Here is a 13655-nt window from a genome sequence, read left to right as displayed (position 1 = left end):
GACGGGGTCGTCAGACGGCGTCGAAGGCCCCGGGGTGGGTCTGCTCGCGCACGGTCGTGTACTGCTGCCGCACCGACTGCCCGACCGCGAGATCGTCGCCCGTCGGCTCGAACACCTGGCTGGCGGCGGCCGGCCACAGCGGGGCCTGCTGCGGGGAGAGCGTGCCCTCCTGCACGCCCAGCGCCCAGGCCGCCTGCCGGGCCGCGCCGATCGCCGCGTAGTCGGCCGGCTGGGGTACGACGACCTGCGTGCCGAACAGCGCGGGGGCCATCGCCTGCACGGCGGGCAGCTCCGCCGCCGCGCCCAGCAGGAAGACCCGCCGCACCTCCACGCCGCGCCCGCGCAGCACGTCCAGCGCGTCCGTCAGCCCGCAGAGCATGCCCTCGAAGGCGGCCCGGGCCAGGTGTTCCCGCTTCATGCTCTCGCGCCGCAGGCCGGTGAGGGTGCCCGCGGTGTGCGGCAGGTGCGGGGTCCGCTCGCCCTCCAGGTAGGGCAGCAGCACCATGCCGTACGAGCCGGGCGAGGAGTGCAGCGCGAGGTCGGAGAGGCCCGGCAGGTCCGTGCCCAGCAGCTCGGCGGTGCCGCGCAGGACGCGCACGGCGTTGAGGGTGTGCACGACGGGCAGGTGCAGGCCGGTGGCGTCCGCGAAGGACGTGATGGTGCCCGTGGAGTCCGCGAGCGCCGAGTGGTGCACGGCGAAGACCGAGCCGGAGGCGCCCAGGGAGATCACCGCGTCGCCGGGGCCGACGCCCAGGCCGAAGGCCGCGGCCATCGTCTCGCCCGTCCCGGCGGAGATCAGCAGGCCCTCCGGGGTGTGCCCGGCCGGCTCGGCGGGGCCCAGCACGTCCGGCAGCACCGCCTGCCGGCCCAGCGCCAGCTCCACGAGGTCCGGCCGCCAGTCGCCGGTGGCCGCCGACCAGAAGCCCGTGCCGGAGGCGTCCCCGCGGTCCGTCGTACGGCGCAGGGGGCGGCCCAGCAGCTGCCAGACCAGCCAGTCGTGCGGCTGGAGCACGGCCGCGACCCGGGCCGCGGACTCCGGCTCGTTCCGGGCCATCCAGCGCAGCTTCGCCAGCGGCTGCGCCGCCTGCGGCACCGTTCCGACGGCCTCCGCCCACGCGCCACGGCCGCCCAGGGCCTCGGTGAGTTCGGCCGCCGCGGCCTGCATGCGCTTGTCGTTGCCGAGCAGGGCGGGGCGTACGAGCACCCCGCCGGCGTCCAGGGTGAGCAGCCCGTGCTGCTGGGCCGAGACGCCGATGGCCTGGACGCCCTCCAGCAGGCCGCCGGTGGCGGCTTCACCGAGCGAGATCAGCCATGCCTGCGGGTCGCCCTCGGGCGAGGAGGCGGGATGGGGCGCATAGCCCTGCCGGAGCACGGCGCCCGTGTCCGTATCGCAGACCACGATCCGCGTGCTCTCTGAGGAACTGTCCAACCCGGCGACTATGCCCATGCCGAGATGATGCCAAACCTTTGACCGCGGAACCGCATCCGGCCGGGATCCGGTCAGGATCCGGCCGGGGATGTACCGGCTGTTCGCTCAGGTGTTGCTGGTGCCCCAGTCGTCCTCGTCCGAGGCGCGCTGCTCCCGCAGCGAGCGGACCCGCTCGGCCACGGAGCCGGGCAGCCGCTCGCCGACCCTGTCGCCGATCTTGCTGCAGGTCTTGGTGACCAGTGCGCGGCCGTTCACCGCGGCCGATTCCGCGGTGTTGCGGACCACCGGGTTCTGCGCGATCCGCTGCGCCCCCTTACGCAGCTCCTCGTACCGCTCGCGCCCGGCCCGCGCGCCGAGCACATAGCCGACAGCTGCTCCGGTGATGAACGTCAGCCGGTAGCGCATCGCGCCCCATCCTTCCGTCGGATCCGCCGTGCCCGCCGCCTACCCGGCCGGGCCGAAGGTCACTCCCGGGCCCGCGGGCATACCGATTGGCGGAGCACCCCCCTGCTTGCGCTAATGTATGTCTCGCAGCGAGCGCGCGCCGCCCGGGAGACCGAGCGGACGGGCATTCGAGGCACACGCGCCGATCCCCTGTAGCTCAATTGGCAGAGCAGCCGGCTGTTAACCGGCAGGTTACTGGTTCGAGTCCAGTCGGGGGAGCGCGCGATCCTCTGTAGCTCAATTGGCAGAGCAGCCGGCTGTTAACCGGCAGGTTACTGGTTCGAGTCCAGTCGGGGGAGCGGTAGGAAGAGAGGACTCCTGAGGGGGTCCTTTTTTCATGCCGGGTGGGAACCGAACCGGCGTGATCGAAGTCCTCATGGTCAGACCGATCACACGATACGGCCCCACCGGGGCAACAGATCGTATGAGCGGCTATGCTGCGGCAGACGGCGCGCACAGATGTGCGCGACGCGCCGTGAACGGGGCGGTAGCTCAGCCGGTTAGAGCAGCGGACTCATAATCCGTCGGCCGTGGGTTCGAGTCCCACCCGCCCCACTTCACGTTGCAGGTGCAGAAACGATCTGTCCTGCGCTTTCGGAGCCCCGCCCGGTGATCACCGGGCGGGGCTCCGTGCTGTCGGGGGTAGATCGCGGGCCCGGCCGGGCGGGCGTCAAAGCTTGGGTCAAGTACTTGCGTGTTTGCGCAAGTATCACGCTATGCTGCTGGACGGTCCTGTCACGGCGCCCGCGTGCGCCCCGGCCGGGAGGAGGCGAGAGACATGGACGGCAGTAGTCACAGTCCGGGTCACAGTAGGCCCCGCATCCGTATGTCCTCGTTGACCTCCGGTACGCGGTAACGACCTTCCCTGCGCGCGTCCCACGCGCCACAGCGCATCCATGCGCCACAGCTCCCGCAGTCGGTACCCGTGCGGCACCCCGCCGCCTCGGGTCCTCGTGCTGCCCGCTCGCAGGGGGGATTGCTGCTGCGTGCCCCAATCCTCCCCCGGACGGGGGACGGGAGGCTGTCATGACCGACCTCACCACCACCGCAGGCACCACCGCACCGACCGTGTCCGCACCACCGGTTCCCGCCCCGCGCACCGCCGTGCTCGACGACGCCCACGTCGGCGACATCCGCGGCGCCCTGGGCACCATCAGGCTGGACGACACCGCCCCGCGCCGGGGGCTGTCCGCCAGGCTCAAGACGCTGCTCGCGATCGTCGGCCCGGGCCTGATCGTGATGGTGGGCGACAACGACGCCGGTGCCTTCGGCACATACGGCCAGGCCGGGCAGAACTACGGCACCAGCCTGCTGTGGACGCTGCTCCTGCTGATACCGGTGCTCTATGTGAACCAGGAGATGGTGCTGCGGCTCGGCGCGGTCACCGGGGTCGGGCACGCACGGCTGATCCTGGAGCGCTTCGGCAAGTTCTGGGGCGCCTTCTCCGTCATCGACCTGTTCCTGCTGAACGCGCTGACCATTGTCACGGAGTTCATCGGCATCACCCTGGCCGTGGGCTACCTGGGCCTGCCGAAGGTGCCCAGCGTGCTGCTGGCGGCCGTGATCGTGGTCGCCGCCGCGTCCACCGGATCGTTCCGCCGGTTCGAGCGCACCGCGATCCTCCTGTGCGCGGGCTCGCTGCTGCTGATCCCGGTCTACTTCATCGTCCACCCCTCGACCGGACAGATGGCGCACGACTTCGTCGTGCCGGGCATGCCGCACGGCTCCCGGCTCTCGGACGTCATGCTGCTGATCATCGCCATCGTGGGCACCACCGTGGCGCCGTGGCAGCTGTTCTTCCAGCAGTCGTACGTCATCGACAAGCGCATCACCCCGCGCTTCATGCGCTACGAGAAGGCCGACCTGGTCCTCGGCATCGGCATCGTCGTCATCGGCGCCGCCGCCATGATGGGCTTCTGCGCCGCCGCGTTCGCCGGCCACCCGGAGTCCGGCACCTTCACCGACGCCGCCGGCGTCGCCGCCGGGCTGGAGAAGTACGCGGGCAAGACCGCGGGCGTGCTGTTCGCCATCGCGCTGCTCGACGCCTCGATCATCGGCGCCAGCGCCGTCTCCCTGTCGACGGCCTACGCCATCGGCGACGTCATGGGCCTCAAGCACTCGCTGCACCGGGGCATCGGCGGGGCCAAGGGCTTCTACGCGGTCTTCGCCGGGCTGATCCTGACGGCCGCGATCGTCGTGATCATCCCGGGCTCGCCGCTCGGCCTGCTCACCGAGGGCGTCCAGACCCTGGCCGGCGTCCTGCTGCCCTCCGCCTCGGTCTTCCTGCTCCTGCTCTGCAACGACAAGACCGTCCTGGGCCCCTGGGTCAACGGGCGCGCGACGAACATCTTCACGTCCGTCGTCGTGGCCGTCCTGGTCACCCTCTCCGTCATCCTGACCGCCGCCGTCGTCTTCCCGGACATCACCTCCGGGGCGATCCTCGACATCATGGGCGTGTGCGGCGTCGCGGGCATCCTGGCCCTCGGCTACGCCGAGACGCGCCGCCGCCGCAAGGGCTGGGCCGTGGCCGGGCCCGTCGACCGCACGGGCAAGGAGGACTGGCGGATGCCGCCGCTGGAGCAGCTGCCCAAGCCGGTCATCTCCACCGGCCGCAAGGTCGGCCTCACGGCCCTGCGCACCTATCTGCTCGCCGCGATGGTCCTCGTGATCGTCCGCATCGTGCAGCTCGCGCTCGGCCACTGACCGCCCGGATTCCCGGTGATCTTCCTCCTCGCCGGGGACCACGCGGCGTCCTAGACTCCTTGCATGGATGCGCAAGATTCACCGGATGCCGCCCCGAGGATCGAGCAGGCCGTCGCCGTGCTGAAGGCCGTGGCCGACACGACGCGCTTCCAGGTGCTGTGGGCGCTGGCCCAGCGGGAGCACTCCGTGGGGCAGCTCGCCGAGCTGGCCGGTGCCCATGTGGCGGCGGTCTCCCAGCACCTGGCGCGGCTGCGCACGGCGGGGCTGGTGGTCTCGCGCCGCGACGGCACGCGTATCTACTACCGGGTCGCCGGGGACCACGTGCGGACGCTGCTCGAGGGCGCCGTGCTGGCCTCCCAGGCCGAGCCGGCGGCGGACGGGGCGGCAGACCGGACGGAGACCGCCGCCGCGGCGGAGGCCGCCGTGGTGAAGGGCGCGGTACGGGGCCGCCTGCGGCCGCGGCCCGCGCCGGGCGGCTGACCCGTCAGACACCCCCCGGGCCGGCGCCGCCCTCGTCGAGCGCGTACTGCTCGGGCCCGGCGTCGTAGGAGTACAGCTCGGCGTAGCGGCCCCAGTCGGTGGCCGTCTCCAGCTGCTGGACGACCTGCTCGCTGGTGTAGTGGTGGGCCAGCAGGTCGCGGAAGAAGCCGGCGCGCAGGGTGCCGTCGCTGCGCTGGAGGCTGGTGAGGACGAGGCGGACCAGCGGCGCGGTGTCCAGGACGGCCCGGGCGAAGATCTTCTTGGACTCCTGGACGTCCGCGCCCGCGAAGTCGCGTCCGGCCGGGGTGAGCATCAGCTCGCCGTTGCGGACGACGGCGAAGCCCAGCAGGTCCAGGGCGTCGACCAGGGGCAGCAGGTCGTCGACCTCCAGGCCCAGCTCCTCGGCCAGGTCGGCGAGGTCGCAGCGGTTGCCGTGCCGGCCGAGGATCTCGGCCAGGCCGGAGATGCCGTCGACGCCGGCCTGGGGCAGCGGGGTGCCGGCGACGGTGCGCTTCGCGGGCTCGCCCGCCTCGTGCCCGCCCCGGCCCAGCAGGGCGGGGGCCGCGGCCTTCTCACGGCCCGTCATGACGTGGTAGATGCCGTCGATGAGGGCGTCGAACTCGGGCGCGTTGCGGTCCCGGGGGTGTTCCAGGGGCACGTCGAAGGACGCCTTGAGGGAGCCGGGGCGGGAGCCGAGCACGAGGACGCGGTCGGCCATCAGCACGGCCTCCTCGATGTTGTGGGTGACCAGGAGGACGGCGCGGGTGGGGAACTGGCCCGAGGCCCACAGCTCCATCAGCTCGCCGCGCAGGTTCTCGGCGGTGAGCACGTCGAGGGCGGAGAACGGCTCGTCCATCATCAGCACGTCGGGCTCGACGACCAGGGCGCGGGCGAAGCCGACGCGCTGGCGCATGCCGCCGGACAGCTCCTTGGGGTAGGCGGACTCGAAGCCGTCGAGCCCGATGAGGTCGATGGCCTGGAGCGCGGCGGCCGCGCGCTGCCCGGCGGGCACGCCGCGCGCCTCGAGGCCGAGTTCGACGTTCTGCTGCACGGTGAGCCAGGGCAGCAGCGCGAAGGTCTGGAAGACCAGGGCGGTGCCGGGGTTGGCGCCGGACAGCGGCTTGCCGCGGTAGGCGACGGTGCCCGAGCTGGCGGGGATGAGCCCGGCCAGGCAGCGCAGCAGCGTGGACTTCCCGGAGCCGGAGCGGCCCAGCAGGGCGACGATCTCCCCGGCCCGCACCTCCAGGTCGATGCCGGCCAGGACGGGCAGTTCGCGGTCGGCTCCGGCGTAGGACTTGGTCAGGGCCCGGGCGGCGAGCAGCACCTCGCCGTCGGCGGGGCGGGGGCGGGCGGCCCGGTCGGGGCCGGCGTGGGACGCCATGGCGAGGCTCCTTTCGAAGGGCCGGGGTCAGAGGGAGTAGCGGGTCTCGGCGAGGCGGAGGAGCCTGCGCCACAGCAGCCGGTTGAGGCCGACGACGTAGACGGCCATCACCGCGATGCCGGCGATCAGGTGCGGGTAGTCGCCCTCCGACGTGGCCCGGGAGATGTAGGCGCCCAGGCCGGTGGCGGTCAGCGTGGTGCCTCCGAAGGTGACGATCTCGGAGACGATCGAGGCGTTCCAGGCGCCGCCCGAGGCGGTGATCGCGCCCGTGACGTAGGCCGGGAAGATGCCCGGGATGATCAGGCGTTTCCACCGCTGCCGGCCGTGGACGCCCAGGTCGTCCATGGCCTCGCGCAGGTCGGTGGGGATGGCGGAGGCACCGGCGATGGTGTTGAAGAGGATGTACCACTGGGCGCCCAGCGCCATCAGGAGCATGCCGCCGACGTTCAGCGACAGCCCGGTGCGCAGGAAGAACCAGGTGGCCAGCGGGAAGAGGAAGTTGGCGGGGAAGCTCGCCAGGATCTGCACCAGCGGCTGGGCGATCCGGGCCAGCCGCGGCGAGAAGCCGATCCGCACCCCTACGGGCACCCAGACCAGCGTCGCCACCGCCACCAGCACCACGACGCGCGCGAGCGTCGCCAGACCGAGCAGCAACGGCTCCCAGAAGACGCCCAGGCCGGTGCGGTGGTCGAGGTAGCCGAGCAGGTCGGCCAGCCCCCAGGCGATCAGCCCGCCCGCCACCACGCCGAAGGCCAGGTCGCCGGCGCGCCTGCGGCCCGGGCTGACCCTCAGCGGCCGGTCGTCGACGCCGAAGACCCGCCCGGCCCGGCCCAGCAGTTCGCCGACCGGGCGGAGCAGGCGCCCCAGCAGGCGCGGCCAGGACGAGCGGCGCAGGAAGTCCAGCACCAGCGACCGCGGGACGTCGGTGGCCTCGGACTGCTCGTTCTTGAACCGCTCGGTCCACGCGGTCAGCGGCCGCCAGAAGAAGAAGTTCACCCCGACGACCATCACGGTCATGGCCGCCACCGCCCAGCCGACCTTCCCCAGGTCGCCCTCGGCGATGGCCGTGCCCGCGAACGACCCCACGCCGGGCAGGGCGTACTTGTGGCTGGAGACGCTGATGGCCTCGGAGGCGACGAGGAAGAACCAGCCGCCGCCGAAGCTCATCATCCCGTTCCACACCAGGCCGATGGCCCCGGCGGGCAGCTCCACCTTCCAGAACCGCATCCAGCGGGTGAACCCGAACGAGCGCGAGACCTCGTCCAGTTCACGCGGCAGGGTGATGAGCGAGTGGTAGAAGCCGAAGGTCATGTTCCATGCCTGCGACGTGAAGATCGCGAAGATCGACGCGCACTCCAGCCCCAGCACCGAGCCCGGGAAGAGCGAGACGAAGCCGGACACCGCCACTGTCAGGAAGCCCAGCACCGGCACGGACTGGAGGATGTCCAGGGCCGGGATCAGCACCCGCTCCAGCCGCCGGCTGCGCGCCGCGGCATAGCCGTACACCAGCGTGAAGACGACGGAGACGGCCAGCGCGGCGAACATCCGAAGCAGGCTCCGTGCCGCGTAGTACGGCAGCTTCGCCGGGTCGGTGTCCACCTTCGCCACATGGGCCGGGTCGAAGGAGACGGTCGCGCCCCTGCCGACCCGCAGCAGCAGGTACATCCCCACCAGCACCGCCGCCGCCACCGCGAGGTCCACCCAGGACAGCCGGGACAGCCGCCCGGCCACCCGCGCGGGCAGGGAGGCCCGCGACGCGGCGGAACGCGACGGAAACGTCATGGGACAACCCCCGGAGCACGGCGGCCTGCGAACTGACGATAGGACAGGCAGGCCGCATCGGAGCGGACGCGGCGCAGGCTCCGCCCCTGCGGCGGGGATGCCGCGCTGAGTCTGCCGCTGGTTGCGTACATACGCAAATATATGCGACAGGAATACGCCGCCTCCCGGCCCCGTTGCCGCCCGTGGGCCACACTGGACGGACGAGACACCGGAAGCGGGTAGGCGCTCATGAGCAACAGCACCGTGGAGCTGACCAAGGACAACTTCGACGAGGTCGTCTCCGGCAGCGGATTCGTGCTCATCGACTTCTGGGCCGAGTGGTGCGGCCCCTGCCGCAGCTTCGCGCCGGTCTTCGAGCGCGCGGCCGAGCGCCACGACGACCTGGTGTTCGCCAAGGTCGACACCGAGGCGCAGCCCGAGCTGGCCGCCACCTTCGAGATCCGGTCGATTCCCACGCTGATGATCGTCCGCGACAACATCGCCGTGTTCGCCCAGCCCGGCGCCCTGCCGGAGGTCGCGCTGGAGGACGTCATCCGGCAGGCCCGCGAGCTGGACATGGACGAGGTGCGGGCCTCCGTCGCGGCCGCGCAGCAGGCGGGCGGGGCCGCGGGCGGCGATGAGTGAGCTGCTGCTGATCCGGCACGGCGAGACCGAGTGGAGCCGTGCCGGGCGGCACACCAGCTGGACGGACCTCCCGCTGACCGAGCGGGGGGAGCGCGAGGCGGAGGCGCTGCGCCCGCTGCTGGCGGAGCGGCGCATCGGGCTTGTCCTGACGAGCCCCATGGCCCGGGCCGCCCGGACGGCCGAGCTGGCCGGGCTGACGGGCGCGGGGGCCGATACGGAGACCGACACCGACCTGCGGGAGTGGGACTACGGGGGGTACGAGGGGATCACCACACAGGAGATCCAGCGCGGCCGGCCCGGGTGGTTCCTGTTCGAGGACGGGGTGGTGCCGGGGCCGCCGGGCCATCCCGGCGAGACGCCCGGGCAGGTGGGGGAGCGGGCCGACCGGGTGCTGGCGCGGATCGCTCCGCGGCTGGCGGAGACGGACGGCGGCGACGTCGTGCTCGTCGCCCATGCGCACTTTCTGCGGGTCCTGACGGCCCGTAGGCTCGGGCTTCCGCCGTCGGCCGGGGCGCTGTTCCGGCTGGACACCGGGACCGTCAGCCGGATCGGCACCGAGCACGGGCGTCCCGCGCTGCTCGTCTGGAACGGGCGTGTCGGAACCGGTGGGGATGCGGCGGGGGCACGATGATCGGGCATTGAACCCGATCGTCATATGAGACGTTCGACTGGGTGTTCGGCAAAGGCCGTGCGCTCTCGTTCCGTTCGGCACGTTTCTTCCCGGAAGGAATCACCGTGGCCACCAACCGCATCGCGACCACCGTCTGGACCGGCGAGCTGATCAAGGGCAATGGCGAGATCACCTTCGAGTCGTCCGGCATCGGGAAGTACCCGGTCACCTGGGCCTCCCGCGCGGAGCAGGCCAACGGCAAGACCAGCCCCGAGGAGCTGATCGCGGCCGCGCACTCCAGCTGCTTCTCGATGGCCCTCTCCCACGCGCTGACCGGGGCCGGGACGCCGCCCACCCGCTTGGAGACCAAGGCCGAGGTCACCTTCCAGCCGGGCGAGGGCATCACCGGCATCCACCTCACCGTCCGGGGCGAGGTGCCCGGCCTGGACGAGGAGGCCTTCGCCGCGGCGGCCGAGGACGCCAAGAAGAACTGCCCGGTCAGCCAGGCCCTGGCCGGTACGACGATCACGCTCGCCGCCGAGATCGCCTAGCCGCCGCAATCGCTTGCGTCAGGACTTCAGCGTCGCGTAGACGATGAGGTTCTCCGCCGGGTGGCCGTCGCCGGCCGGCTCGCCCGCGCAGGTGACCAGGCGCAGCGCCCTCTCCTTGGTCGGGCCGTAGACCTTGCGGGTGGGGAAGGCGCTCTTCCGGGCCTTCTCGGTGCCGGTCACGGTGAAGTGCAGCACCTTGCCGTCACCGCGCTTGACGTCGACGACCGTGCCCTCGGTCAGCTTGTGCAGGTCATGGAAGACGGCCTTCCCGTCGCGGGCGTCGTCGTGGCCGACGATCACGGCCGCGCCGGGGTCGCCGGGGCGGGCGCCGCCCGTGTACCAGCCGGCGGTCATGCCCTTCTCCGGCGGCGGCACCTGAACGCCGTCGCCCTTGTCCGGGCCCAGCCGGATCAGCGGGCTGTCCACGCCGATGGCCGGTATGACGACCCGCGACGGCTCCTCGGGCGCGGCCGGACCGCCGATGACCTTGTCCGTGCCGCCGCCCGGCGCGCAGGCGGCCAGCAGCAGCGCCGACAGTGCGGCGGCGGGCAGGGCTGCGGTCGCCACGAGGGCGCGGAAGGGCTTGCGGCGGCCGTTGCGGGGCTTGCGCGACATGCCGACCACCGTAGGGGGCCGCCCGCGGCCCGCGCCTCGGCCGATCGGCCACTTCGCGCTCCGCCCGGAGACGGAGTGCGCCCCCTGTCGCGCCCCCGCGTCCTGCCCCTGCCCCGCTCCGTCACGGCACCAGCCGCTGGAAGAGCCCCCAGGTGAACTCCGCCACGCAGTCGCGGCGCACCCCGGCGGCGTCCGGTGCGGTGAAGGCCAGCTGCCAGCGGGTGGGTGCCGTGCCCTCCATCGGCCGGGCGGGCGCGAAGGCGCGGGCCACCTCGTCCACCGTGCACGACCAGGGCCGCAGGTCCTCGATCGTGCGCAGGACGGGCCCGGGCGCGCCCGGGGCGCGCACCAGCCACTCGTTCCAGACGGCGCCGCCGGGCGCGGCCAGCACCTCGAACCGCAGGTCCGGCCAGAGCGGCACGCGCCACGTCATGGCCTCGAAGGCCAGGTCCCCGACGCAGCGTTCGCCGGTGGTCCCGGGCGGGCCGAGCACGGACCGGTAGCGGGGCCCGGCCGCGCGTCCGCGCGGTGCGTGCAGCATGGCCTGCCAGCGGCGGTTGGCCTCGCGCATCTCGGCGCGCGGGACGCCCAGTTCGCGCAGCGCGTCCTCGACCAGGCCGGGCTGGTGGTCGGCCATCCGGCGGAGCAGGACGAGCTGGAACTGGAGGGGCCCGAAGGCGTGGTCGGTACCCCGGGGTGCGGGGTCGGGAGCCGGTTTCATGGGTGTCATCGTGGCGCATCGGGCGGGTGGTTCGGGTGATCCGGCGGGAAACCGAAGGGAGTTGCGGTGCGGCGGAGCCGCGCCGGGCCGCGGCGGGGCTTTCGCGCAAGCTTTACCTCCCGGCAGCCGGGAGCTGGCCGGGAGGCCGCCCATGCCGAGTTCGCGGCCGGTACGGTCTGGGCCATGACGGAAATCGACCCCCAGCGCAGCGCACTCGTCCTCGTCGACCTCATGGAACGCCTGGTGGCGTTGCCGCTCGCCCCGCACCGGGGCGATCAAGTGGCCGAGAACGCCGTGGAGTTGGCGCGCGCCTTCCGCAAGGCGGGGGCGCCGGTGGTGGTCGTGCGGGTGGAGCGGCCGGGCCTCGCCGAACAGCCGCCCGGCAGCGGGCTGCTGGAAGGGATCGCCGAGCCCGGGGACATCGAGGTCGTCAAGCGGACGGTCGGGGCGTTCCACGGCACGGACCTCGACGCCCGGCTGCGGGAGCGCGGGGTGCGGACGCTGGTGCTGGCGGGGGTGGCCACGAATCTCGGTGTGGAGTCCACGGCCCGGGCCGCGGCGGACCACGGCTACGACCTGGTGTTCGTGGAGGACGCGATGAGCGCCCTGACCGCCGAGGAGCACCGGGCGTCGGTGACGCTGGACATGCCGCGGCTCGGGACGGTCGTCACGGCGGCGGAGCTGCGACTGCCCGGCTAGCCGGGCAGTGGGCGGGCGGTTTGCTCGGCCCGGCGGCCTCGTCAGCCCGTGGCGCCGTTGCCCAGCATGCGGCGCAGCAGGTCGCGCAGCGCCGTGCGTTCGTCCTTCGAGAGTTCGGCCAGCGGCTCGCGCGCGAAGTGCAGGGTTTCCCGCAGCCGGGCCGAGGTCGCGCGGCCCTCGTCCGTCGCGGCGGCCAGCTTGACGCGGCGGTCGTCCGGGTCGGGGCGGCGCTCGACCAGGCCCCGGACCTCCAGGCGGTCCACGATGCCGGTGACGTTCGAGGGCTCGCACTTGAGCTTCTGGGCTATTCGCCGCATCGGCATCGGCTCGCGCGCGAGGAGGGCCAGCACGCGCGCCTGGGCGCCCGTGAGGGAGTGCTTGCCGGCGGCCTCCTCGTACTCCTCGTGGTAGCGCGCCACGACGGTGCCGATGAGTTCGACCACCTCGAGGGTCAGGGCGTCGGTCGGGGGCGTGTGGGGAGTCATGGGAACCAGGCTACTCCTTTGCTTGACAACATGAAATATCGAGGCGCATGGTTGTTTCAGTTCGTGAAGCATTAGGAAGGTCGGTCCCATGTCCGCCACAGCTGCCGGAACCCCCGCCATCCCCGCCACCAGCCGCGAATGGCACCTGATCGCCCGCCCCGAGGGCTGGCCCAAGCCGGAGGACTTCGCCCTGCGCGAGGTCCCGGTGCCGGAGCCCGGTGAGGGGTGGCTCCTGGTGCGCAACACCCACCTCTCGGTGGACCCCTACATGCGCGGCCGCATGTCGGACCGGAAGTCGTACATCCCGCCCTTCGAGCTGGACAAGCCGATGACCGGCGGCGCGATCGGCCAGGTCGTCGAGTCCCGGGCCGAGGGCTTCGCGCCCGGCGACTACGTCCTGCACGACTTCGGCTGGCGCGAGTACGCGGTGGTCCACGGCAAGCAGGCCCTCAAGGTCGACCCGGACGCCGCCCCGCTCTCCGCCTACCTCGGTGTACTGGGCATGCCGGGCCTGACCGCCTACGCGGGCCTGCTGGAGGTCGCCTCCTTCAAGCCGGGCGACACCGTCTTCGTCTCCGGCGCCGCCGGGGCCGTCGGCAGCGCCGTGGGCCAGATCGCCCGGCTCAAGGGCGCCGCGCGCGTCATCGGCAGCGCGGGCTCGGACGCCAAGGTGAAGGCCCTGACGGAGGAGTTCGGCTTCGACGCCGCCTTCAACTACAAGAACGGCCCGGTCGCCGAGCAGCTGAGGGCCGCCGCGCCCGACGGCATCGACGTCTACTTCGAGAACGTCGGCGGCGAGCACCTGGAGGCCGCGATCGACTCGATGAACGTGCACGGCCGGATCACCATCTGCGGCCTGATCGCCCAGTACAACGCCACCGAGCCGCCGCCCGGGCCGCGCAACCTCGCGCTGGTCCTCGGCAAGCGGATCCGCATGCAGGGCATGATCGTCATGGACCACCAGGCGCTGCGGCCGCAGTTCCTCGCGGAGGTCGGCGGCTGGATCCGCTCGGGGGAGTTCAAGCGCCCCGAGACGGTCGTCAGCGGTATCGAAAACACCGTTGAGGCATTCCTCGGCCTGCTGCGCGGCGAGAACATCGGCAAGATGATCGTCGCTCTCGACGCCTGACC

The 13655-nt window shown here is 72.6% G+C and carries 14 protein-coding genes and 3 tRNA genes; 10 read left to right on the top strand and 7 right to left on the bottom strand.

The window, feature by feature from the left end:
* Positions 1–10: 10 nt before the first annotated feature.
* Together AC1Z4A_RS08980 and AC1Z4A_RS08975 are read right to left on the bottom strand one after the other, a co-directional pair.
* Positions 11–1447 (bottom strand): FGGY family carbohydrate kinase, encoded by a 1437-nt coding sequence (locus tag AC1Z4A_RS08980; RefSeq protein WP_483677345.1) that lies wholly within the window; start codon positions 1445–1447, stop codon positions 11–13.
* An 87-nt stretch (positions 1448–1534) separates the two neighbouring features.
* The gene (locus AC1Z4A_RS08975) at positions 1535–1834 is read right to left on the bottom strand and encodes a YtxH domain-containing protein (protein ID WP_483677344.1); all 300 of its coding nucleotides are present in this window, start codon (positions 1832–1834) and stop codon (positions 1535–1537) included.
* A gap of 185 nt (positions 1835–2019) precedes the next feature.
* On the opposite strand from AC1Z4A_RS08975, the gene AC1Z4A_RS08970 reads away from it, so the two are divergent.
* The 5 genes from AC1Z4A_RS08970 (at position 2020) to AC1Z4A_RS08950 (ending at position 5056) form a co-directional block, all read left to right on the top strand.
* Positions 2020–2092 (top strand) — tRNA-Asn (locus AC1Z4A_RS08970).
* A 7-nt stretch (positions 2093–2099) separates the two neighbouring features.
* Positions 2100–2172, top strand: a tRNA-Asn gene (locus AC1Z4A_RS08965).
* A 182-nt stretch (positions 2173–2354) separates the two neighbouring features.
* Positions 2355–2428: transfer RNA gene (locus AC1Z4A_RS08960), tRNA-Ile, on the top strand.
* Positions 2429–2899: 471 nt separating this feature from the next.
* Complete coding sequence (locus AC1Z4A_RS08955) at positions 2900–4576, top strand: NRAMP family divalent metal transporter (RefSeq protein ID WP_483677343.1); 1677 nt, start codon at positions 2900–2902, stop codon at positions 4574–4576.
* A 63-nt stretch (positions 4577–4639) separates the two neighbouring features.
* A complete protein-coding gene (locus tag AC1Z4A_RS08950; protein ID WP_483677342.1) occupies positions 4640–5056 on the top strand; it encodes an ArsR/SmtB family transcription factor in 417 nt (138 codons plus the stop codon).
* Between the two features lie 4 nt (positions 5057–5060).
* Here AC1Z4A_RS08950 and AC1Z4A_RS08945 read toward each other — a convergent pair whose 3' ends face one another.
* Both AC1Z4A_RS08945 and AC1Z4A_RS08940 read right to left on the bottom strand, forming a co-directional pair.
* A complete protein-coding gene (locus AC1Z4A_RS08945; RefSeq protein WP_483677341.1) occupies positions 5061–6437 on the bottom strand; it encodes an ABC transporter ATP-binding protein in 1377 nt (458 codons plus the stop codon).
* Between the two features lie 27 nt (positions 6438–6464).
* A complete protein-coding gene (locus tag AC1Z4A_RS08940; protein ID WP_483677340.1) occupies positions 6465–8219 on the bottom strand; it encodes an ABC transporter permease in 1755 nt (584 codons plus the stop codon).
* A 228-nt stretch (positions 8220–8447) separates the two neighbouring features.
* On the opposite strand from AC1Z4A_RS08940, the gene trxA reads away from it, so the two are divergent.
* The 3 genes from trxA (at position 8448) to AC1Z4A_RS08925 (ending at position 10004) form a co-directional block, all read left to right on the top strand.
* Positions 8448–8843 carry a thioredoxin gene (gene trxA / locus AC1Z4A_RS08935; protein WP_483677339.1) on the top strand — a complete coding sequence of 132 codons (396 nt, stop codon included), beginning with the start codon at positions 8448–8450 and terminating at the stop codon, positions 8841–8843.
* Positions 8836–9474, top strand: coding sequence for a histidine phosphatase family protein (locus tag AC1Z4A_RS08930; RefSeq protein ID WP_483677338.1), 639 nt, complete (start codon positions 8836–8838; stop codon positions 9472–9474). The genes trxA and AC1Z4A_RS08930 overlap by 8 nt, the downstream gene beginning before the upstream one ends.
* Positions 9475–9578: 104 nt before the next feature.
* Positions 9579–10004, top strand: coding sequence for an OsmC family peroxiredoxin (locus AC1Z4A_RS08925; RefSeq protein ID WP_483677337.1), 426 nt, complete (start codon positions 9579–9581; stop codon positions 10002–10004).
* An 18-nt stretch (positions 10005–10022) separates the two neighbouring features.
* On the opposite strand, the gene AC1Z4A_RS08920 is transcribed toward AC1Z4A_RS08925, so the two are convergent.
* Positions 10023–10619, bottom strand: a complete 597-nt coding sequence (locus AC1Z4A_RS08920; RefSeq protein ID WP_483677336.1) for a class F sortase — start codon at positions 10617–10619, stop codon at positions 10023–10025.
* Between the two features lie 121 nt (positions 10620–10740).
* The gene (locus AC1Z4A_RS08915; RefSeq protein WP_483677335.1) at positions 10741–11340 is read right to left on the bottom strand and encodes a hypothetical protein; all 600 of its coding nucleotides are present in this window, start codon (positions 11338–11340) and stop codon (positions 10741–10743) included.
* 183 nt (positions 11341–11523) lie between these two features.
* On the opposite strand from AC1Z4A_RS08915, the gene AC1Z4A_RS08910 reads away from it, so the two are divergent.
* Positions 11524–12039: an isochorismatase family protein gene (locus tag AC1Z4A_RS08910; RefSeq protein WP_483677334.1), complete on the top strand. Its 516-nt coding sequence runs from the start codon at positions 11524–11526 to the stop codon at positions 12037–12039.
* Between the two features lie 41 nt (positions 12040–12080).
* Here AC1Z4A_RS08910 and AC1Z4A_RS08905 read toward each other — a convergent pair whose 3' ends face one another.
* Positions 12081–12524, bottom strand: a complete 444-nt coding sequence (locus tag AC1Z4A_RS08905; protein ID WP_483677333.1) for a MarR family winged helix-turn-helix transcriptional regulator — start codon at positions 12522–12524, stop codon at positions 12081–12083.
* An 88-nt stretch (positions 12525–12612) separates the two neighbouring features.
* Between AC1Z4A_RS08905 and AC1Z4A_RS08900 the strand changes: the two genes are divergently transcribed.
* Positions 12613–13653: an NADP-dependent oxidoreductase gene (locus AC1Z4A_RS08900; RefSeq protein ID WP_483677332.1), complete on the top strand. Its 1041-nt coding sequence runs from the start codon at positions 12613–12615 to the stop codon at positions 13651–13653.
* Positions 13654–13655: the final 2 nt, after the last annotated feature.

It is taken from the genome of Streptomyces sp. 17_S59 (genome assembly GCF_056930295.1).
This window is presented reverse-complemented; position numbering and strand designations above follow the sequence as displayed.